The organism is Plantibacter sp., from assembly GCF_059073635.1.
Map to the genome: position 1 here is coordinate 204,695 of NZ_JCACOF010000008.1, position 19,653 is coordinate 224,347.

Annotated in this window: 18 protein-coding genes and 3 pseudogenes; 7 read left to right on the top strand and 14 right to left on the bottom strand. The window is 70.6% G+C overall.

Annotated features, from left to right (window positions below):
* The first annotated feature begins 93 nt into the window (after positions 1 to 93).
* Together AC5JOC_RS08190 and AC5JOC_RS08195 are read left to right on the top strand one after the other, a co-directional pair.
* A complete protein-coding gene (locus tag AC5JOC_RS08190) occupies positions 94 to 561 on the top strand; it encodes an NUDIX hydrolase (RefSeq protein WP_201299344.1) in 468 nt (155 codons plus the stop codon).
* 10 nt (positions 562 to 571) lie between these two features.
* Complete coding sequence (locus tag AC5JOC_RS08195) at positions 572 to 1,672, top strand: serine/threonine-protein kinase (protein WP_494246085.1); 1,101 nt, start codon at positions 572 to 574, stop codon at positions 1,670 to 1,672.
* Here AC5JOC_RS08195 and AC5JOC_RS08200 read toward each other — a convergent pair.
* Complete coding sequence (locus tag AC5JOC_RS08200; protein ID WP_494246087.1) at positions 1,669 to 2,166, bottom strand: acyltransferase family protein; 498 nt, start codon at positions 2,164 to 2,166, stop codon at positions 1,669 to 1,671. The genes AC5JOC_RS08195 and AC5JOC_RS08200 overlap by 4 nt on opposite strands.
* Before the next feature lie 70 nt (positions 2,167 to 2,236).
* Positions 2,237 to 2,716, bottom strand: a pseudogene (locus tag AC5JOC_RS08205) (acyltransferase family protein); the annotation flags it as partial.
* On the opposite strand from AC5JOC_RS08205, the gene AC5JOC_RS08210 reads away from it, so the two are divergent.
* Positions 2,598 to 2,870, top strand: a complete 273-nt coding sequence (locus AC5JOC_RS08210; protein ID WP_494246089.1) for a hypothetical protein — start codon at positions 2,598 to 2,600, stop codon at positions 2,868 to 2,870. The pseudogene AC5JOC_RS08205 and the gene AC5JOC_RS08210 overlap by 119 nt on opposite strands.
* Before the next feature lie 38 nt (positions 2,871 to 2,908).
* Positions 2,909 to 4,678, top strand: a complete 1,770-nt coding sequence (locus AC5JOC_RS08215; protein WP_494246091.1) for a NosD domain-containing protein — start codon at positions 2,909 to 2,911, stop codon at positions 4,676 to 4,678.
* Between the two features lie 57 nt (positions 4,679 to 4,735).
* Here AC5JOC_RS08215 and AC5JOC_RS08220 read toward each other — a convergent pair whose 3' ends face one another.
* The 3 genes from AC5JOC_RS08220 to AC5JOC_RS08230 all read right to left on the bottom strand — a co-directional run bounded on the left by AC5JOC_RS08220 (position 4,736) and on the right by AC5JOC_RS08230 (position 10,319).
* On the bottom strand, positions 4,736 to 6,820 hold the full coding sequence (locus AC5JOC_RS08220) for an ABC transporter ATP-binding protein (RefSeq protein ID WP_494246093.1): 2,085 nt from the start codon (positions 6,818 to 6,820) through the stop codon (positions 4,736 to 4,738).
* Between the two features lie 2 nt (positions 6,821 to 6,822).
* A complete protein-coding gene (locus tag AC5JOC_RS08225; protein WP_079704423.1) occupies positions 6,823 to 8,559 on the bottom strand; it encodes an ABC transporter ATP-binding protein in 1,737 nt (578 codons plus the stop codon).
* A gap of 194 nt (positions 8,560 to 8,753) precedes the next feature.
* Positions 8,754 to 10,319: a molybdopterin-dependent oxidoreductase gene (locus AC5JOC_RS08230; RefSeq protein WP_194642993.1), complete on the bottom strand. Its 1,566-nt coding sequence runs from the start codon at positions 10,317 to 10,319 to the stop codon at positions 8,754 to 8,756.
* Positions 10,320 to 10,409: 90 nt separating this feature from the next.
* On the opposite strand from AC5JOC_RS08230, the gene moaA reads away from it, so the two are divergent.
* Together moaA and AC5JOC_RS08240 are read left to right on the top strand one after the other, a co-directional pair.
* Positions 10,410 to 11,477, top strand: a complete 1,068-nt coding sequence (moaA, locus tag AC5JOC_RS08235; protein WP_064293946.1) for a GTP 3',8-cyclase MoaA — start codon at positions 10,410 to 10,412, stop codon at positions 11,475 to 11,477.
* A complete protein-coding gene (locus AC5JOC_RS08240) occupies positions 11,470 to 11,727 on the top strand; it encodes a MoaD/ThiS family protein (RefSeq protein WP_079704425.1) in 258 nt (85 codons plus the stop codon). Before moaA ends, AC5JOC_RS08240 begins: the two co-directional genes overlap by 8 nt.
* Here AC5JOC_RS08240 and AC5JOC_RS08245 read toward each other — a convergent pair.
* The 5 genes and pseudogenes from AC5JOC_RS08245 to AC5JOC_RS08265 form a co-directional block, all read right to left on the bottom strand.
* On the bottom strand, positions 11,724 to 12,191 hold the full coding sequence (locus AC5JOC_RS08245) for a BLUF domain-containing protein (RefSeq protein ID WP_159876694.1): 468 nt from the start codon (positions 12,189 to 12,191) through the stop codon (positions 11,724 to 11,726). The two genes, AC5JOC_RS08240 and AC5JOC_RS08245, sit on opposite strands and share 4 nt — an antisense overlap.
* 37 nt (positions 12,192 to 12,228) lie before the next feature.
* Positions 12,229 to 12,687, bottom strand: coding sequence for a hypothetical protein (locus AC5JOC_RS08250; protein ID WP_494246097.1), 459 nt, complete (start codon positions 12,685 to 12,687; stop codon positions 12,229 to 12,231).
* Positions 12,688 to 12,849: 162 nt separating this feature from the next.
* A pseudogene (locus AC5JOC_RS08255) lies at positions 12,850 to 15,419 on the bottom strand (excinuclease ABC subunit UvrA); the annotation flags it as partial.
* A gap of 83 nt (positions 15,420 to 15,502) precedes the next feature.
* Positions 15,503 to 16,006, bottom strand: coding sequence for a GNAT family N-acetyltransferase (locus tag AC5JOC_RS08260; protein ID WP_494246098.1), 504 nt, complete (start codon positions 16,004 to 16,006; stop codon positions 15,503 to 15,505).
* Positions 15,999 to 16,292: a type II toxin-antitoxin system TacA family antitoxin gene (locus tag AC5JOC_RS08265; RefSeq protein ID WP_494246100.1), complete on the bottom strand. Its 294-nt coding sequence runs from the start codon at positions 16,290 to 16,292 to the stop codon at positions 15,999 to 16,001. Before AC5JOC_RS08265 ends, AC5JOC_RS08260 begins: the two co-directional genes overlap by 8 nt.
* Positions 16,293 to 16,339: 47 nt before the next feature.
* On the opposite strand from AC5JOC_RS08265, the gene AC5JOC_RS08270 reads away from it, so the two are divergent.
* Positions 16,340 to 16,906, top strand: a complete 567-nt coding sequence (locus AC5JOC_RS08270) for a dihydrofolate reductase family protein (RefSeq protein WP_494246101.1) — start codon at positions 16,340 to 16,342, stop codon at positions 16,904 to 16,906.
* Between the two features lie 73 nt (positions 16,907 to 16,979).
* On the opposite strand, the gene AC5JOC_RS08275 is transcribed toward AC5JOC_RS08270, so the two are convergent.
* From AC5JOC_RS08275 to AC5JOC_RS08290, 4 genes and pseudogenes are all read right to left on the bottom strand, one after another.
* A complete protein-coding gene (locus tag AC5JOC_RS08275; protein ID WP_056011786.1) occupies positions 16,980 to 17,408 on the bottom strand; it encodes a molybdenum cofactor biosynthesis protein MoaE in 429 nt (142 codons plus the stop codon).
* A complete protein-coding gene (locus tag AC5JOC_RS08280) occupies positions 17,401 to 17,892 on the bottom strand; it encodes a MogA/MoaB family molybdenum cofactor biosynthesis protein (protein ID WP_494246103.1) in 492 nt (163 codons plus the stop codon). Before AC5JOC_RS08280 ends, AC5JOC_RS08275 begins: the two co-directional genes overlap by 8 nt.
* Before the next feature lie 88 nt (positions 17,893 to 17,980).
* Positions 17,981 to 18,394: pseudogene (gene moaC / locus AC5JOC_RS08285) on the bottom strand (cyclic pyranopterin monophosphate synthase MoaC); the annotation flags it as partial.
* A complete protein-coding gene (locus tag AC5JOC_RS08290; protein WP_494246105.1) occupies positions 18,382 to 19,617 on the bottom strand; it encodes a molybdopterin molybdotransferase MoeA in 1,236 nt (411 codons plus the stop codon). The pseudogene moaC and the gene AC5JOC_RS08290, both read right to left, overlap by 13 nt.
* Positions 19,618 to 19,653 lie beyond the last annotated feature (36 nt).

Here is a 19,653-nt window from a genome sequence, read left to right on the forward strand (position 1 = left end):
TGCGCTTTCATCATCGAATCGTCGTGGTGCCGGGAGCAAGCGTACCGTGATCGTTCACGGCCGAGTCGGTGCGGCGTCGAGTAGCGTGAGCACGTGTCGTCAACCGCGCTTCCGCCCGCTGAAGAGCCCGTGTCGCACCCGCGCTCCGGGTGCGGCGTCGCGATCGTCCGCGAGGGTCGGATCCTCCTGCTCGAGCGCCTCCGCGAGCCCGAGGCCGGATCCTGGGGCATCCCCGGCGGGAAGGTCGATTGGATGGAACGCCTCGAAGACGCCGTCCGTCGCGAGGCACTGGAGGAGACCGGGCTCGAGCTCGGCTCGATCGAGCTGTTGTGCGTCGTCGACCATTTCGAGGAGGCGCTGCAGCAGCACTGGATCTCGCCGGTGTACCTCGCGGAGGACACCGTCGGCGAGCCTGAACTCCGAGAGCCGGAGAAGCATGGCGGCCTCCGGTGGTTCCCGCTCGAGGTGTTGCCGGAACGGGTGACCGTGTCCACGGTGGCGGCGGTCGAAGCGATCGCGCGGTCTCGCGGATCCAGACGCCCGGACGGCGCCGACTCGTAGACTCGGGCGCGTGACCGATCACCCGTCGTCCGACGCCCGCAACGACTTCGTCACCTTCGACGCGCTCCGGGCGGAGGCCGTCGAGCAGCCGGTCCGACGTGGAGCGGGCGCATGGGGCTTCTTCGGCACGGTCGCGATCGTGATCGGCGCCCTGTTGATCCCGGTCGCCCTCGTCAGCACCTGGGCGGACACGATGCTCCGCGACACCGACGCGTTCGTCGACACCCTCGCCCCGCTGGCCACGGACCCCGCCGTCCAGGCCTTCGTGGGGGACCAGGCGCTCGCCGCGCTGGAGAGTCAGGTCGACCTCGATGCGGCGGCTGCAGTACCGGCCGACCTCGCGGCGACCCTCTCGCTCCCGCCGGCGATCTCGGAGGTGCTCGGCGCGATCGGTGGCGACACCGCGGATGCGCTGCGCGAGGTCCTGCGTCGGAACGTCGCCGAGTTCGCGGCCTCGCCCGCGTTCGCGACCGCCTGGGCCGAAGCCCTCCGCGTCACGCATGAGCAGCTCGTCGCGGGCGTCTCCGGTTCCCAGGGAGCGGTCATCGACGTCTCGGCCGAGCAGGGCCTGGGCGTGCAGTTGGGTCCGATCGTCTCCGCGACCCGCACGTGGCTGGTCGACGCGGGGTTCGGCTTCGCGGCCGCCATCCCGGACGTCGACCGCGTGGTCGACGTCGTCCCGGCGTCGCAGGTCGCGCCGGTACTCAGTGGAATCCAGGTGATCGAGACGGCGGCGGGTTGGTCGCCCTGGCTCGCGATCGGGCTCCTCGCACTCGGGGTGATCCTGCTCTGGCTGGGGCGCCGCAACCCGAGCCGGACCGTGGCCGGAGCCGCGATCGGCGTCCTGCTCGCGGCGGGCCTGACGCTCATCCTGCTCGGCGCTGCCCGGCTCGCCCTCGTGTTCGCGGTGTCGGTCGCGATCCCCGGCGGCGTCGGGGACGCGGCGGCGTCGCTGCTGCTGGGCCCGCCCACCGATGCCGCCTGGTCCGTGCTCTGGGTGTCGCTCGCCGTGGCGGTGCTCGCCTTCGTCAGCGCCGCGTTGCGGCTCCCCGAGCGCATCGCGCAGGGCGTTCGGTCGGCGCGGGGTCCGCTGTCGGGCACGAACGCCTAAGCGCCGGTCGCCGATCCGTCGGCGTGGACGGCCCGGCTCGTGCGCGGTGCTGCGAGTCTCCGATGCCACGGCACCTCCACGAGCGTGTGGAGCAGCCACGACGCGGCGAGGATCGAGCCGAACCAGGCCAGGATGATCGGAGCACGGAGGAGGAGCGGCATGCCGTCGACGGCGCTCGGCGTGATCGCCTTCGCCAGCAGGATGAGCACGAAGACGTGCACGAGGTACGTGGAGAACGAGAGCTGCCCCAGGAAGCGCGCGGGGCGGCTGCGCAGCCCCGCGGTGGAGCGCGGACTCGCGACCGCCAGGCCTCCGACGACGATCCCCGCGAAGGTGATCGCGGCCCAGGCTCGTGGTGCTCCGGGTTCGAGTGCGATCGCCGCCACCACCAGGCCGGCGGCGCCTCCCGCAGCGACCCACGCCGCTCGTCGGGTGGCCGGGAGGGCCGCCGTCCACTCCGCCACACAGATGCCGAGCGCGAAACAGCACAGCACCCGGAGCGGCCGGGGTCGCCATGCCGTTCATGGCCGACGGGGCGAGGGCGGCGGCGATCGTCGTCGCGCTGACGAGCACGATCGACAGGGTGACCACCGGGACCGGGCCGCGCACCCGGCCGCGGAAGGCGAGGGCGATCGCCGGGAACAGGATGAACGCGAGGAACTGGGCCGACAGCGACCAGGCGGGTGGGTTCCACCACAGTGCGTCGCCGAACCACGCGCGGGTGAGCGTGAGTTCGGCGAGGAGGCCGATGGGCGGGAACGCCCCGTCGTCCGTTGGGACACCGACCATCGCCCCGCCGACGCAGAGCAGTGCGAAGGCGAGGAGCACGGCCACGTGTGCCGGGTAGAGGCGCGCCACGCGGTTCCGGAGGAAGCGACCGTAGGCGGGCCAGGTCCAGCGTCGATCCAGGTAGGCCCGGGCGATCGTGTACCCGCTCAGGACGAAGAAGACGTCCACGGCGAGTCCGGTGTGGGCCATCGGCGCGAGCCACGAGAGCTCGGGGAGGACGGAGAACAGCCAGTCCGCGGAGTGCGAGAACACCACCCACCAGGCGGCGATGGCGCGGGCTCCGGCGAAGGCGGTGTGGTCGACGCGGGGTGCCGGTCGGCGGCCCGGCCCGGTCGCGCGGTTCTCCGGTGACGGCATGGTGCTCCTGAATGATCGGACGGCGGTGATCACGCCGGACGTCCAACTCTAGGATGCTTCTGTGCCTCATGCTTCTGTACTGTGTGGATTGTGGACAAGACATCATGGCGCGACGGAACAGCTCGGGGGCGGGGGACCGGAGCGGAACCCGAACCGATCCCGGAACCTGAACCGACGGCCCTCGATCCCGATCCCGAACCCGACCACGAGGCCCCGTCGTCACCACCCGACCCCGACCCCGCACCATCGGCACCGAGCGGGAGCGCGGACACCCAGGCCGCCCCGCCCGTCGAACTCGTGCTCGAGGGTCCCGGGATCGATCCGACCGGTGCCTCCGTCAGCACCGCCGCGGTCCTCGCCTGGTTCGCGGCCGTTCCGGCCGGCAGCACCGTGATCGTCCGCGGCGGCGACGTCATCGCCGTGGACGCGACGATCAGGATCGACCGTCGCGTCCATCTCCGCGGGCGCGGCGAGCTGCGGTTCGTCGGAGGTGTCGAGGCGGCCCCGGCGCTGAAACTCATCGTGTCGGGCAGCTCGGTGACCGGTGTCCGGGTCAGCTACGCGGGCCCGCCGGCATCGAGCACGGGTGAGCGCAACACCGGGATCAGCATCTGGGCGAGCGACGTCCTGATCGACGGCGTCACCGTCGACGGGTTCCAGAACGGCATCGCCGTGCAACCGTCAGGCGAGTTCGAGGGCGTCGTCATCTCCGCGTGCCATGTCCTGAACGTCGTCGGCTCGGGCGGAGGGCGAGGCTCCGCCTCGTCCGCGGGGGAGGACCGCGGCGACGGCATCACCGTCTGGGGTGCGCGTTCGGCGGTCATCGGCAACATCGTCTCGGCTGCCCCCGGCACCGACGCACGGGTCGGCATCCATGCCGAGAACCTGCCCGACTACGCGGCCGATCCCGGGTCCTGGGCCGACTCGATGGTCACGATCGAGGGCAACGTCGTCACCGGGCCGTTCCGCCGATCCATCGCCGTGGAGGGCATGGCCCACACCGTCGTGACCGGCAACACCGTGTCCGACGCGACCTGGTGGGGACTCGCCGTCATCGACACCCGATCGGTCGCCCTGGTCGCGAACACGGTGCGCTGGACGCGGACGGCCGACGACGACCAGGGGTCGGCCTGGGGGCCGAAGCGCTGCCCGGTCATGATCTACCGCGACGCGCAGGGAACCGTGGTCTCCGGGAACGTCATCGAGATCCGCGGCGTCGCGGCCGCGGGCATCATGGCCCAGGCGGCGACACCGCCCCGCGGTTCGACCACCGTCATCGGCGCCGTCGACGCGCTCATCACCGACAACGTGGTCCGCATCGCCGGCGGTACCTGCCCGATCGGGATCGCGCTCGATCGGACCAGACAACCCGTCGTCTCGGGCAACCGGGTCGCCGTCACGCTCGCATCCGGCTCGGTGGGCGGTGTCGTGTCGTACCTCGCCGAGGATGCGGTGGTCTCCGACAACTCCATCACCGGGGCGGCGACCTCCAACGGGTTCGGGGTGCTCCACCAGGGTGCCGGCTCGATCGTGGTCATGGGGAACCGCATCGACCGCATCCGCGTCGCGGTCGCCGTGAGCAACTGCACCGGTGGCGCGACGATCATCGGCAACACCGCGCGCGAGTGCGAGTACGGCCTCGACACCTTCGGCACGACCGGGCATTCGGTGGTGCAGGGCAACCGCTGGGAGTCGAGCAACACGGCGCACGCGAACGCGCAGCCGAACACGAGCTACCTCTCCACGCGGCACATGGGGCTCGCGCGGCCGTACGGCGGCCGCTCCGGCGACATCCTCGTCGGGAACGGACGACTGTGGGTGAACGATCAGGGCACCTGGCGGTCGACCACCCTCAGCTGAACCGACGGGCGGGCGCTCGGGAATCGAGCGCCCGCCCGTCGTGGCGTCGGTGTCGGATCAGCTGCGCGGTGCGTGCGCCGTGTCGGACCCGCTGGCGACGGCTGCCTCGTCGATCGCCGACTGCTCCTCGCCACCGCGGAACTGCGTGCGGTAGAGCTCGGCGTACGCGCCGTCGACCTCGAGGAGCTGCGCGTGCGAGCCCTGCTCCACGATCCGGCCGTTCTCCATCACGAGGATCGTGTCCGCGTCGCGGATGGTCGACAAGCGGTGGGCGATGACGAACGAGGTGCGGTCGGACCGCAGCGCCGCCATCGCGTGCTGCACCAGCAGCTCGGTCCGCGTGTCGACGGAGGACGTCGCCTCGTCGAGGATGAGGAGCTTCGGCTTCGCGATGAACGCGCGGGCGATCGTGATGAGCTGGCGCTCACCGGCCGAGACGCTGCCGCCGTCCGCGTCGAGGACGGTGTCGTACCCGTCGGGCAGCTGCCGCACGAAGCGGTCGACCATCGTCGCCTCAGCGGCCTCGATGACCTCCGCATCGCTCGCGTCGAGTCGGCCGTATCGGATGTTCTCGCGGATCGTCCCCTCGAACAACCAGGCGTCCTGCAGCACCATCCCGACCTGCGACCGCAGCTCGGCACGCGTCAGCGCCGTGACGTCGACCCCGTCGAGGAGGATGCGTCCGCCGGTGAGCTCGTAGAACCGCATGACGAGATTCACGAGGGTCGTCTTCCCCGCCCCGGTCGGGCCGACGATCGCGACGGTCTGACCCGGCTGCGCGGAGAAGGAGAGGTCCTCGATGAGTGGCTTCTCGGGGTCGTAGCTGAAGGAGACGCCGTCGAACTCGACGTGGCCGTCGGTGTGCTCGGGCAGGTGCGCCGTCGCCGTCTCCGGGTCCTGCTCCTCGGCGTCGAGCAGCTCGAAGGTGCGCTCGGCGGACGCGACACCCGACTGCAACTGGTTGGCCATGCCCGCGATCTGGCCGAGCGGCTGCGAGAACTCGCGGGAGTACTGGATGAACGCCGTCGCGTCGCCGAGGGTCATCTGCCCGGAGGCGACCCGGAGGCCGCCCACGACGGCGATGAGCACGTAGGACAGATAGGAGACGAAGGTCATCGCCGGCATGATCATGCCGGACACGAACTGCGCGCCGAACGCCGCCGTGTAGAGCTTCTCGTTCCGCTCGTCGAACTCGGCGAGCATCTCCTTGTCGCGACCGAAGACCCGCACCAGCTCGAGGCCCGAGAACGACTCCTCGATGTGCCCGTTGAGCGAGCCGGTGTTCTTCCACTGCGCGGTGAAGAGCTTCTGCGAGCGGGAGCCGATGACCCCGGCGATCAGCGCGGACAGCGGCAACGCGATCAGCGCGATGAGTGCGAGCTGCCACGACACGATGAACATCATCGCCGTGATGCCGAGCACCGTGAGGGCGGACTGCACGAGTTGTGAGAACGCCTGCTGGAGGGCGGTCTGGATGTTGTCGACGTCGTTCGTGACCCGGGACATGAGGTCGCCGCGCTGGCGGGTGTCGAAGTAGCTGAGCGGGAGGCGGTTGAGCTTCCGTTCGATGTCCTGGCGCAGGTTGTAGACCACGCGCATGACGAGTCCGTTGAGGATGTAGCCCTGCGCCCAGTTGAGGATCGACGCGACGATGTACATGGCGAGCACGATGATGATGAGGCGGCCGAGCAGGGTGAAGTCGATGCCCTGGCCGGGCGTGATGTCGGACTTCACGAGCATGTCGGCGTACTGGTCGTTGCCGGAGGCCCGTGCTTCGTCGACGATCCGGTCGAGCGGGACGCCCGCCGGGAGTTGCGAGCCGATGACGCCGTTGAAGATCGCGTCCATCGCGAGCCCGAGGATCTTCGGGGCGATGACCGTGAGGACGACGGAGAGCACGACGAGCCCGACGACGAGGCTCATCTTCACCTTCTCGGGTGCGAGCAGACCGACGAGCCGCTTGGCGGACGGCCAGAACTGCTCGGCCTTCTTCGAGGGCGTGCCGCCGAACATGTCGCCGTCGGACTCTCCCGGGGTGAACTCCGGCTCGAGGACGTCTGCCTCGATCGCGTTCAGCTCGGGAGCCTGGGCGGTGTCCTTCGAGGTGCGCGAGGGACGCTTGTCACGTGGTGAACGGGCCATGGTCACGCCACCCCTTCCACAGCGAGCTGCGATTGGACGATCTCGCGATACGTCTCGTTGGATTCCAGGAGTTCGTCGTGGGTGCCGCGGCCGACGATGCCGCCGTCGTTCATGACGATGATGTGGTCGGCCTCGCGGATCGTCGCGATGCGCTGCGCGACGATGATGACGGTCGCGTCGGCGGTGCTGTCGCCGAGGGCTGCCCGGAGTCGGGCGTCGGTGGCGACGTCGAGGGCCGAGAACGAGTCGTCGAAGAGGTAGACCAGGGGCTTCGCGACGAGGGCCCTGGCGATGCACAGGCGCTGACGCTGGCCGCCGGACACGTTCGTGCCACCCTGGGCGACGCCGTCGTTCAGCATCTTCGGCTTCGCGCGGACGAAGTCCTCAGCCTGCGCGACGTCGAGGGCGCTCCACAGCTCGTCGTCGGTGGCGTCGGGACGTCCGAACCGGAGGTTCGAGGCGATCGTGCCCGAGAACAGGTACGGCTTCTGCGGCACGATCCCGACGACCCCGGCGATCTGCTGCCGGGTGAGCTGCGAGACGGGGACGCCGTCGATGGTGACGTGGCCCTGCTGCGGGTCGTAGAGGCGCGGGATGAGCGAGAGGAGCGTCGTCTTGCCGGAGCCGGTCGAGCCGACGATCGCGGTGGTCTTGCCGGGCTCCGCCGTGAACGTCACGTCCGACAGGACCGGTCGCTCCGCACCGGGGTAGCCGAAGGTGACGCCGGTGAACTCGACGCGACCGACCGACGGCACGCGGATGTCGGTGCTGGTCGGCACCGTGAGGCTCGGCTCGGTGTCGAGGACGCTCTGGATGCGTTCGGCGCACACGACCGCGCGAGGGATCATCATGACCATGAAGACGCCCATCATCACCGAGGTGAGGATCTGGAGCAGGTACTGGAGGAACGCGGTGAGGGAACCGACCTGCATCTGTCCGGCGTCCACCCGCTGACCGCCGAACCAGAGGACGGCGGCGGTCGCGAGGTGCAGGACCATCATGATGACGGGGAACATGAGGACGAAGATGTTGCCGACCTTGATCGAGACGCGCGTGAGCGCCTCGTTCGCACGGTTGTAGCGCTCCGACTCGAACGGCTCGCGGACGAAGGCGCGTACGACGCGGATGCCGATGATCTGCTCGCGCAGCACGCTGTTGATGCCGTCGATGCGGTCCTGCATCTGCCGGAACAGCGGCATGAGCAGGTAGACCAGGAACCCGACGATGATGAAGAGCACCGGCACGGACACCCACACCAGCCAGGACAGCCCCGCGTCCTCACGGAGGGCCATGATGATGCCGCCGACGCACATGATCGGTGCGGACACCATGAAGTTGAGGGTCATGAGGATCAGCATCTGGACCTGCTGGACGTCGTTCGTGCCGCGCGTGATGAGCGTCGCGCTGCCGAAGCCGCCGATCTCGAGGGCGCCGAGCGAGTCGACCTTCCGGTAGAACTCCCGGCGCAGGTCGCGGCCGATGGCCATGGCGGTGCGGGCGCCGAAGTAGACCCCGCCGATGGCTGCGGCCACCTGGACGAGGCAGACGAGCAGCATCGTCATGCCGGTGGACCAGATGAAGTCCGTGTCGCCGCGGGAGACACCCTGGTCGATGATCTGGGCGTTCAGGCTGGGGAGGTAGAGGGCCGCGATCGTCGAGACGAGCTGCAGCACGAACACCGCGACCACCCAGGCCGCGTACGGCTTGGCGTGTCGGAGGGCGAGGGCGAGGAGGGCCACGTGAGGTCCTTAGACGGTTCGTGTCCGGCGCGGGGCATCGCGCGGACGGGTGACGAGGTGGAGCGGGCCTGGCGCGAGACCAGTGCTCCGGTCGGCGGCGCAGCCGGACAGGAGCGTGAGGGACGTGCCCGAGTGACGATACTCCGCACCGGTGACACGGTGGTGTCCCGGTTCGGAATCGTGATGATCTCGGGTCAGTCGACGCCGACGGAGATGGTGTGCCAGCCCTCCGCGCCGTCGGGGACGACGTCGACGGGGGTCTCGCTCTGCGTCTTGCCCGCGGCGTCGGTCGCGCGAACGGCGATGGTGTGGTCGCCGGCCGGGGCGTCCCACTGGAGGACCCACTGCACCCAGGTGTCGTCGGAGATGGCGGTCGCGAGCGTCGTGTCGAGCCAGTCGCCGTCGTCGATCCGGACCTGGACCCGGTTCACGCCCGTGTGCTGCGCCCAGGCGACGCCGGCGATCGCGACGTTCCCCGCCGCGACACGTCCACCGTTGCGGGGTACGTCGATGCGCGACTCCGTCTTGATGGGCCCGCGCTCGGACCAGCCGCGGTCGGTCCAGTAGGCCCGGGCGTCCGCGTAGCGGGTCACCTCCAGCTCGACGACCCACTTCGTGGCGGAGACGTAGCCGTACAGGCCCGGGACGACCATGCGCACCGGGAAGCCGTGCTGCAGCGGGAGCGGTTGCCCGTTCATCCCGACGGCGAGGAGGCTGTCGCGATCCTCGTCCTGCAGGACCTCGAGCGGAGTGCCGGCGGTGAACCCGTCGATGCTCCGCGACAGGACCATGTCGGCTCCGGCCTTGGGCTTCGCGCGGGCGAGCAACTCGCGGATCGGGTACCCGAGCCAGAGCGCGTTGCCGATGAGGTCGCCGCCGACGGGGTTCGAGACGCAGGTCAGCGTGATGATCGACTCCTGGAGCGGGAGGGCGAGGAGTTCCTCGAACCCGATCTCGACCTCCTGCTCGACCATGCCGGTGATCTTGAGGCTCCAGGTCGAGGGGTCGATGTTCGGCACCTGGAGGGCGGTGTCGATCCGGTAGAAGGAGTCGTTCGCCGACACGACCGGGGTGAGTCCGTCGATACCGAGTTCGGCTCCGGCGGGGACCGGCGGTGCGGCGACGGCGGCCGTCGGGAGCTTGAGCGCCTTCCGGATGGTCTCCACGGCGACCGCTCCGGCCGAGGCGACGCGCGCGCCGACGCCGACGACGAGTGCGCCGACCGCGGTGCCGCCGAGCAGGACGAGGAAGGAGCGCCGGGGGAGTTCGGCCCGCGAGGCGCCGACGACCGGCCGGGCTTCATCCGCGACCGTCGCGTCGTCCCAGGTGCGGAGCCGGGTCACGAGCAGTCGCAGGACGAGGATGCCGACCGCGGTACCGACGACGCTCGGGAACGCCCAGTCGAGGCCCGCGTCCGCGCGGGTGATCGCGGCGACGACCGCGACGACACCGACGAGCGCGAGCGCGATGCTGCCGACCACCGGGCGACGCTCCTCGAGGATCCCGATCCCGACGGCGAGGGCCGCGACCAGGACGCCGAGCACGATGAGCAGCACGAGCTTGTCGTTGGTGCCGAACAGGGCGATGACGAGGTCCTTCACCCAACCGGGCACGAGGTCGATCACGAGGGAACCCACAGCGAGCAGCGGCGAGCTCGCGGGGGCGACGAAGGCTGCGACGGCCTCGGCCGAGCCGAGGGTGGCGACGGCTGCGACGACGCCGGACGCACCGGCGAGCAGGGTGCGGCGGCGGGGCTCCATGTCCGTCATGCTACGCGCGCCCGCTGGGCGTTCCTCCCCGAAGCGGCTCTAGAGGGGCAAGTCGGCCGTCCATCCCCGTACCCTGGGGGGATGACCACAGTCGGGCTCGGAATCCCACGCATCGGGTCGCCGCTCAGGCACATCCCGGACGCTGCCGGGCGCCCCGACGTCGACGGCCTCATCGACCGCTTCGGCAGGGTCGCCCGCGACCTCCGGGTGTCGATCACGGAGAAGTGCTCGCTGCGCTGCACGTACTGCATGCCCGAGCAGGGTCTCCCCGCGATCGCCCGCGACGACCTGCTGACGCCCACCGAGATCGGTCGCCTCGTCGAGATCGCCGTCCGCGACCTCGGGGTGCACGACATCCGCTTCACGGGTGGCGAGCCGCTCATGCGCCCCGACCTCGCGGAGATCATCGCCCGCAGCTCCGCGGTCGCCGGCGACGCCTCGATCTCCATGACGACGAACGGCATCGGACTCGACAAGCGCGTCGACGAGCTCGTGGCCGCCGGGCTCACCCGCGTGAACATCTCCCTCGACACCGTCGACCGCGACCACTTCGCGCGACTCACGCGTCGCGACCGACTCCCCGCCGTCCTGGCCGGCATCGAGGCCGCCAAGCGCGCCGGGCTGACGCCGCTCAAGATCAACGCCGTCCTCATGCGCGACACGCTCGACGGCGCGGTCGCCCTGCTCTCCTGGGCGATCGAGAACGGGTGCCGTCTCCGCTTCATCGAGCAGATGCCGCTCGACGCCGACGAGGCGTGGGTGCGGGAGAACATGGTCGACGCGGCCGAGTTGCTCGACGTCCTCGGCTCCCGCTTCACGCTCACTGCCCCGCATCGCGAGGACCCCTCCGCTCCCGCCGAGGAGTGGCTCGTCGACGGCGGCCCGGCCACGGTCGGCATCATCGCCTCGGTCACGCGCTCGTTCTGCGACGACTGCGACCGCACGCGGCTCACCGCCGAGGGGACGATCCGCTCCTGCCTCTTCGGCGACGACGAGACCGACCTTCGGGGCATGTTGCGTTCGGGCGTCGAGGACGTCGAGATCGCGGATCGCTGGCGCGCGGCGATGTGGCACAAGCAGGCCGGGCACCGCATCGCGTCACCCGACTTCGTCCGTCCCGAGCGGAGCATGGGAGCGATCGGTGGCTGAGACGACGACCCTGCAGGTGCTCGTGCGCTACTTCGCCGCTGCCGAGGAGGCCGCCGGCGTCCCCGAGGAGTCCTTGCCGGCGGTCGCGACGGTCGGCGAGCTGAAGTCGGTGCTGCTCGAGCGCTACGGCGACGCGATGGCGAAGGTCCTCGCGTCCGGTTCCTTCCTCGTCGACGGCGTCGTCAGTCGCGACGACACCCGTCCGCTCGGCGCCCGGGTCGACGTCCTCCCACCCTTCGCCGGCGGCTAGGACGGGGACGTCGCTGAGCGACGACGCTCGGCGAGGGCGCGGGTCGCGCGGTGTTGGAACCATCGCAGGAGGTCCAGGATGCGATGGCGCCGTGCATCCGATTCGTCCTCGTGCGACGCGCGGTAGCCGGGGATCGAATCAGCCGGGTAGTCGTCGAGGTTCTCGCAGCGCATGGTCCAGTCCGGGAACCGCCGGTAGTCGATCTCCTCTTCGACCAGGACCCGCAGCTCGCTGTGTCGGGTGTCCTCGCGCAACCGCTGCAGCACGTGGCGCACGGCCGTAGGAGGCCCTTCGATCACCTGGAAGAAGTCGTCGCCGCGCACGGCGAGCATGCCGGTGAGGCCGGAGCGTCCGTTGTTGTCGCGGGACTGCCGGAGGATCGCTTCGAGGGCGGTCTGGGTCAGCGGCGCAGCGGAGGTGCTCACGTAGGTCACGGAGAGGAACGCGGATTCGGGCTGCGTCATACTCCGTGACCTTACACGTCAGGTGTCGGATAGGGGCTCATCGCGAAGCCTGCCAGGCGCGACGGGCCACCCCGGCCGACCGGAACATCAGGATGAGCGAGCAGATCGCTCCGACGACGGTCGCCAGGAACGCCACGAGCGCGAGCATCTGGAGCAGTTCGCCGACCGATGACGACCGGCCGACGTACGGCGGGATCTCGTCGGACACGGTGTTCCCGACGCCGAAGCCGGCGACGAACATGGCCAGGAGACCGAGCCAGACGAGCATGGATCCGAGTGTCGCGACGTGGACCCAGTGTGTGCCGAGCCGGCCGCGCCATCCGAAGTGGGTGAACACCAGAATGGCTGTGAGGCCGAGCAGGAACGCGATCGCGACACCGACGAGGCCGACGGTCAGGGTGGTGGGCGCGAACACCCCGTAGATCGCCTCGAGGCCGTAGGAGTCGTCCGTCATCGCGAGCGGCGCCCAGATGAGTTCCTCGATGGGAGCCAGCACCAGCATCGACCGTCGCGGCGACCGCCCAGACGACGACGGCGATGCGCTGAGCGCGGAGGTCACGGCGTGCATCGGTCGTCTGCATGGACTCCACGCTAGGCGCTCGGCGACGGCGGGGCGTCATCCCGCCGACGCGTCCTCCGGTGACGGTGCCGCTCCGAGCAACGCCAGTCGCTTCGCCAGGTAGGGCGCGGTGCGGCTGTCGGGGTCTGCGGCGACGGTGTCCGGCGTGCCCGCGGACACGATGCGTCCACCAGCGTCGCCGCCGGACGGTCCGAGGTCGATCACCCAGTCGGCCGCCGCGACGACGTCCATCTCGTGCTCGACCACGACGACCGTGTCGCCGGAGTCGACGAGCGCGTTCAGCTGCGCCAGCAGACGACGGACGTCGGCCGGGTGGAGGCCGGTCGTCGGCTCGTCGAGGAGGTAGAGGGTGTGACCGCGTCGCACCCGCTGGAGTTCCGTCGCGAGCTTGATGCGCTGCGCCTCACCGCCCGACAGCTCGGTGGCCGGCTGGCCGAGCCGCAGGTACCCCAGGCCGACCTCGAGCAGGGTGCGGAGGCTGCGTGCCGCCGCCGGGACGGCCGCGAGGAACTCGGCCGCCTGCTCGACGGTGAGTGCGAGGACGTCTGCGATCGACTTCCCGTCGTAGGTGACCTCGAGGGTCTCGGCGTTGTACCGAGCGCCGTCACAGGTCGGGCACTTCCCGTAGCTGCCGGGGAGGAACAGCAGCTCGACCGACACGAAGCCTTCGCCGAGGCAGGTCTCGCAGCGACCTCCCGCGACGTTGAACGAGAAGCGGCCGGCCGTGTACCCGCGCTCGCGGGCGAGGTCCGTGGCGGCGAAGGCCGCGCGGACGGCGTCGAACAGTCCGGTGTAGGTCGCCAGGTTCGACCGCGGTGTGCGTCCGATGGGCTTCTGGTCGACCCGGACGAGGCGGTCGACGTGCTCGAGCCCTCGCGACGCGGCGGACGGTGAGCGTGTCGGCGTGTCCGTCCGGCACCGTCGCCTCCGCCAGGCCGGAACCCTCGGCCGCATCCGGACTCGGCGGGCACCTCGTCGTCATCGTCTGCGACGTCGTCCGTCGTCCGGCCGTCTGCGCGCAGGTGGTCGCGCACGACGTCGCGGAGGACGCGGCTCACGAGGGTCGATTTGCCGGAACCGGAGACACCGGTGACGGCGACGAACGTCCCGAGGGGGATCGAGGCGTCGACGCCGGCGAGGTTGTGGAGCGTGATGCCCTCCACCTCGAGCCAGTCGCGCGCCTCACGGAGTGCTCGTCGCTCGGGAGCCGGACCGTGCTGGTCGGGGAAGAGGAACGGACGGGTCGCCGACGCCTCGACGTCGGCGAGACCCTCGACGGCGCCGCTGTAGAGCACGTCGCCGCCACCCTCACCCGCGCCGGGGCCGACGTCGACGATCCAGTCCGCGTTCCGGACGACGTCCATGTTGTGCTCGACGACGTAGACCGAGTTGCCGGAGCGCTTCAGCTGCTCCAGCACCTCGAGGAGGGGCTCCGCGTCGGCCGGGTGCAGACCCGCTGACGGTTCGTCGAGGACGTAGACCACGCCGAAGAGCCCGGAGCGCAGCTGGGTCGCGAGCCGGAGCCGCTGCATCTCGCCGGGGGAGAGCGTCGTCGTCACGCGCCCGAGGCCGAGGTAGCCGAGTCCGAGGTCGGTGAGCACGCGGATGCGCGCGAGGAGGTCGGTCGTGATGGCGACGGCGACGTCGGTGCGCTCGCCGGACAGCGTGGTCGGGAGCGCGGGCGCCGCGTCGGTCAGCTCCGTGGTGGGGCGGATGACCTCGGCGAGCTCCGTCATCGGCAGGGCGTTGAGCTCGGCGATCGTGCGGCCGGCGAAGGTGACCGCGAGCGCCTCGCGGCGGAGTCCCGTGCCGTGGCAGAGCGGGCACGGACCCGAGCGCACGAACTGCAGCACCTTGTTCCGCATCATCTGGCTCTTCGAGTCGGAGAGGGTGTGGAAGACGTACTGCTTGGCGCTCCAGAACATGCCGTTGTACGGCTTCGCGACGCGGTCGCGCTGCGGCGTGATCTGCACGACCGGCTGCTCCTCGGTGAAGAGGATCCAGTCGCGGTCCTCCTGGTCGAGCTCCCGCCAGGGGCGGTCGACGTCGTATCCGAGCGCGATGGTGATGTCGCGGAGGTTCTTCGCCTGCCAGGCGCCCGGCCACGCGGCGATCGCGCCCTCGCGGATGCTCAGCGACGGGTCGGGCACGAGGGAGTCCTCGGTGACCGTGTGCGCGACGCCGATGCCGTGGCACTCCGGGCAGGCGCCGACGGCGGTGTTGGGGGAGAAGGCGTCCGAGTCGAGTCGGGTCGTGAACCCCTCGGGGAAGGTGCCGGCGCGCGAGAAGAGCATGCGGAGCGAGTTCGAGAGGGTCGTCACCGTGCCGACGCTGGAGCGCGAGCTGGGGGCGCCGCGACGCTGCTGCAGGGCGACCGCCGGTGGCAGACCGGAGATCGAGTCGACGTGCGGGTCATGACCCTGCTGGATCAGCCGCCTGGCGTACGGTGCGACGGACTCGAGGTACCGCCGTTGTGCCTCGGTGAAGATGGTGCCGAACGCGAGCGACGACTTGCCCGAGCCGGAGACCCCGGTGAAGGCGACGATCGCATCGCGCGGCACGTCGACGTCAACGTTGCGGAGGTTGTTCTCGTTGGCTCCCCGGACGCGGACGAACGGGTCGGATGCTTCGGGGGCGTGTTCGGGCATCAGATCACCCTACGTCGCTCGCTACCGCGATGCGGAGTGGTTGACGCGCCCCCGCAGGTGTGCGGGCGGCGATCGACTTGCGCTCAGCCGACGAGGGTCGCCCGCGCGTCAGAGACCAACAGGTACAGGGCGCGACTCGAACCGGGAAATCGTTCGAAGCCGAATCGCTCGTAGAACGGGATGACGTCGTCGGTCAGGGCGTGGACCAGGATCGCTCGCATCCCGATGATCTCCGCCGCGCTGATCGCTTGGAGGACGGCATGCTGCAGGAGGGCGGTTCCGAGGCCGAGGCCGGTGAACTCCTGATCGATGGCGAGCCGGCCGATCAGGACGACGGGAATCGGATCGGGTGCCCGGTGCGCGAGCCGCTGCGGCGCATCTTCTCGAACGAGCGAACTCGCGGAGAGGCAGTAGTAACCCGCGACGCGACCCTCGGTCGTCACCGAGACCATCGTCTTCGACCCACCACTGCGGTCGTTGTTCCGTGCGTATCCACGAAGCCAGCTGTCGAGGACGTCGACGCCGCAGCGGAAGTCCGACAGGACGTCTCCAGTGGCGAGCGGCCGTGGAGTCCGGAACTCAGTCAACGAAGATCGTGGGTCGGTTCAGGAGGTCGCGGAGTCCGTCGATCGAGCGCGCTGGGCGTTCCAGGATCGCTTCGAACTGTTCGAAGGCTGCCGCATCCACGCGGATGTCGCGCTCACGGCGGATGACATCAGCCGCCCGTTCCGTAGCGGCGGACGTGGTGAAATCGGTGATGGACCGACCTTCGATCGCGGCAGCGGTGGCGATCGCGTCCTTCTGTGCGCTGGTGACGCGGACCTCGATGCGCTTGTCTTTCAATGGAGATGCCATGCCGCCATTGTACGGCAATCTTCCGTACGGAGTCGATGTCGGAGGTCGGGGGCAGAATCACCCTCATGACTCGTGAACGTTCCTGGCACGGCTGTGTCTTCATCGGCGTGAGCCTCGACGGTTACATCGCAAAGCCCGACGGCGACCTCGGCTGGCTCACGGAGCTCGAGCCGCGGGAGCATGCCGCGGATGCGCCGGGGGAGCACCCGGCGCTCGACTGGGATTCGTTCTTCCCGACGATCGACACCCTCGTGATGGGACGCACCACCTACGACACCGTCCTCGGCTTCGGCGAGTGGCCGTTCGAGGGCAAGCGGGTCGTCGTGCTGAGCACCACGCTCGAGGCAGGGGACGACCGCATCACGGTCGCCGGGTCGGTCGACGAAGCGGCCGCCCTGCTCGACGAGGCCGGGGCCGGCCGCGTCTACATCGACGGCGGCAGGACCATCCAGGCGTTCCTCGGTGCTGGCCTCGTCGACGAGATCACCGTGTCGGTCGCGCCGGTGCTCATCGGCTCGGGCGCCCGCCTCTTCGGCGACCTCGACGCCGACGTCCGCCTGCGGCTCCGCGGCACCCACGCGACGCCCGAGGACGGGCTCGTGCGCATCACCTACGACGTGCTGCCGCGCTGACAGCTCGATTCGCCCCGAATGGTCGCCCACGCTTCGTGCGTGCGACCACTCGGGGCGAATCGAGGACGGGCCGCTACAGGCCGACCCACTCCGTCTCGCCGTCGGCCAGGTGCTGGCGCTTCCAGATGGGGACGGTGCGCTTGATCTCCTCGACCAGGCGCTCGCAGGCGGCGAACGCCTCGGCCCGGTGCGCGGCGGCGACGGCGGCCACGAGGGCCAGGTCGCCGACGACGAGCGACCCGACGCGATGCGCTGCCGCCACTCGGAGGCCGGTCTCCGCGGCGACCGTCCGGCAGCAGTCCTCGAGGAACCGCTGGGCGTCGGGATGGGCCCGGTAGTCGAGGGCGTCGACCGCCTCGCCGTGGTCGTGGTCGCGCACGATGCCTCGGAAGGCGACGAGGGCGCCGTTGGCGGGCGCCGCGACGAAGTCCTCGATCGCATGCGCGTCGAGGGGCGACTCCGAGATGAGGGCGAGGACCTCGGGAACCGTCGACTCACTCATGCGCGCCACCTCCGGCGATCTGGGCGACGAGGTGGTCGAGCAGGCCGTCGAGGACCGCGAGTCCGTCCTTCACGCCGCCGGTCGACCCGGGCAGGTTCACGACGACGGTGCCGCCGGAGACCCCCGCGAGCCCGCGACTGAGCGCCGCGGTCGGGGTCTTGGTCGACCCGAGGGTGCGGATCGCCTCCGCGATGCCGGGCAGCTCGCGGTCGAGGTGGGGCTGCGTCGCCTCCGGGGTGCGGTCGCTCGGCGAGAGGCCGGTGCCGCCCGTCGTGATGAGCACCGCGGGCGCGGCGTCCAGGGCTGCCGTGATCGCGAGGTGCACGTCGGCGTCGGACACGACCGTCACCGCATCGACCGCGTAGTCGTGCTCGGACAACCAGGCGGAGATGCGCGGCCCCGTGAGGTCCTCGCGCGTGCCGGCCGCGCCGGCGGTCGACGCGACGATGACGGCCGCGGTTCGCGGACGGACCGTTCGCGCCACAGGTGCTTCGATCGGCTCCGACCGCTTCCGGCGTCCAGTTCCCGCGCTTGCCGCCGGATTTCTCCAGCAGCCGGATGTCGCCGAGGACCGAGGCCGGGTCGACGGCCTTGACCATGTCGTGCAGGGTCAGGCCGGCGATCGACGCGGCCGTCAGGGCCTCCATCTCGACCCCGGTCTGGCCGGTGGTCTTCGCCGTCGCGGTGATGACGATGGAGTCCTCGGTGAAGGCGAAGTCGAGGCTCACGGACGACAGCGCGAGCTGGTGGCACAGCGGGATGAGCTCGCTCGTCCGCTTGGCCCCCGCGATCCCCGCGATGCGAGCGGTCGCGATGACGTCCGCTTTCGGCAGGCCGTCCGCTTGAACGAGCGCGATCACGTCTGGTCGGGTGGTGAAGGTCGCGGTCGCCGTCGCGACCCGCTTCGTCGTGGCCTTGTCGCCGACGTCGACCATGCGTGCGCGGCCGTCGTCGTCGAGGTGTGTGAGCCCGGTCATAGTGCCCATGCTTCCACAGCGTCACCGGCGTCGAGCTCGAGCGTGTCCTCCGGGATCACGATCAGCACGTCGGAGGCCGCGAGCCCGGCGACCAGGTGCGAGCCGGGGCCCGAGACCGGTTCGACCCGGCCATCGTCTCGTCGGCGTCCGCGGAGGAACTGGCGTTTGCCGGGCACCGAACGCACGGCGACCGCGAGTTCGGCCGGCACGCGCGACGCCTGCGGCAGCCCGGCGACCCGGCGGAGGACCGGAGCGACGAAGACCTCGAACGAGAGCTGGGTGCTCACCGGGTTGCCGGGGAACGCGATGATCGGGACGCCCCGGTGGGCGCCGAGCGCCTGTGGTCCGCCGGGCTGCATCGCGACCGAACCGATCCAGCCACCCAGCGGACCGAGGACGTCACGGACGACCTCGTGCTCACCCATGGAGATCCCGCCGGAGGTGAGGATGAGATCGACCTCGCCGTGGAGGTCGTCGAGCAGGGCGAGCAGGACGTCGGCATCGTCGACGACGCGCGCACGGGCGTTGACCTCGGCCCCGGCTGCGACGACGGCGGCCGCCAGCGCGGTCCCGTTGGAGTCGAAGGTCTGGCCGAGCGTCGGCGTCTCGCCGGGTTCGACGAGTTCGGCACCGGTCGTGACGATCGCGACCCGCACCCGCCGACGCACCTCGACGGTCGTGATCCCGGCCGCAGCCAACACGGCGAGGTGTCGTGAAGCGAGGCGCACGCCGGCCGGCAGCAGCTCCTCGCCGGCGCGGACGTCGCTCCCGCGTTCCCGGACGAACAGCCCCACCGGGCGCTCGCCACCGCCGCGCGCAGGACCGAGGAGGACGGTCTCGACACCGTCCGGATCCGTCTCGACCTCGCTCTCCTCGACCGGCACGACGACGTCCGCACCCGGCGGAACGACCGCGCCCGTCATGATGCGCACCGAGGTCCCCGCCTCGAGCGGCGCGGGGTCGATCGGGCGCGCGGCGATCTCGCCCACCACCCGCAGTCGCGTCTCATCGCCCGTGAGGTCTGCCGCCCGAACCGCGAAGCCGTCCATCTGCGAGTTGCGGAACAGCGGCAGGTCGACCGGTGACGGCACCGCCACCGCCGTCACCCGAGCTGCGGCCTCGTCGATCGGCACGTGCTCGGCGCCGGTGTCGGTCACGTCGTCGAGGAGGGCTGCGACGTCGGAGGCGTGTTGCTCGACGGTCTTCCGACTCGTGGGCGCTGGCGTCGTCATGGTGGTTCCCGTCGTCGAGGTCGGTCGGTGGGGCTG

Bases quoted from the DNA above. Each gene is read 5' to 3' on its own strand.
- AC5JOC_RS08220 (WP_494246093.1), bottom strand. From the start codon at position 6,820: ATGGCCCGTTCACCACGTGACAAGCGTCCCTCGCGCACCTCGAAGGAC.
- AC5JOC_RS08230 (WP_194642993.1), bottom strand. From the start codon at position 10,319: ATGGAGCCCCGCCGCCGCACCCTGCTCGCCGGTGCGTCCGGCGTCGTC.
- moaA (WP_064293946.1), top strand. From the start codon at position 10,410: ATGACCACAGTCGGGCTCGGAATCCCACGCATCGGGTCGCCGCTCAGG.
- AC5JOC_RS08245 (WP_159876694.1), bottom strand. From the start codon at position 12,191: ATGACGCAGCCCGAATCCGCGTTCCTCTCCGTGACCTACGTGAGCACC.
- AC5JOC_RS08270 (WP_494246101.1), top strand. From the start codon at position 16,340: ATGACTCGTGAACGTTCCTGGCACGGCTGTGTCTTCATCGGCGTGAGC.
- AC5JOC_RS08275 (WP_056011786.1), bottom strand. From the start codon at position 17,408: ATGAGTGAGTCGACGGTTCCCGAGGTCCTCGCCCTCATCTCGGAGTCG.
- AC5JOC_RS08290 (WP_494246105.1), bottom strand. From the start codon at position 19,617: ATGACGACGCCAGCGCCCACGAGTCGGAAGACCGTCGAGCAACACGCC.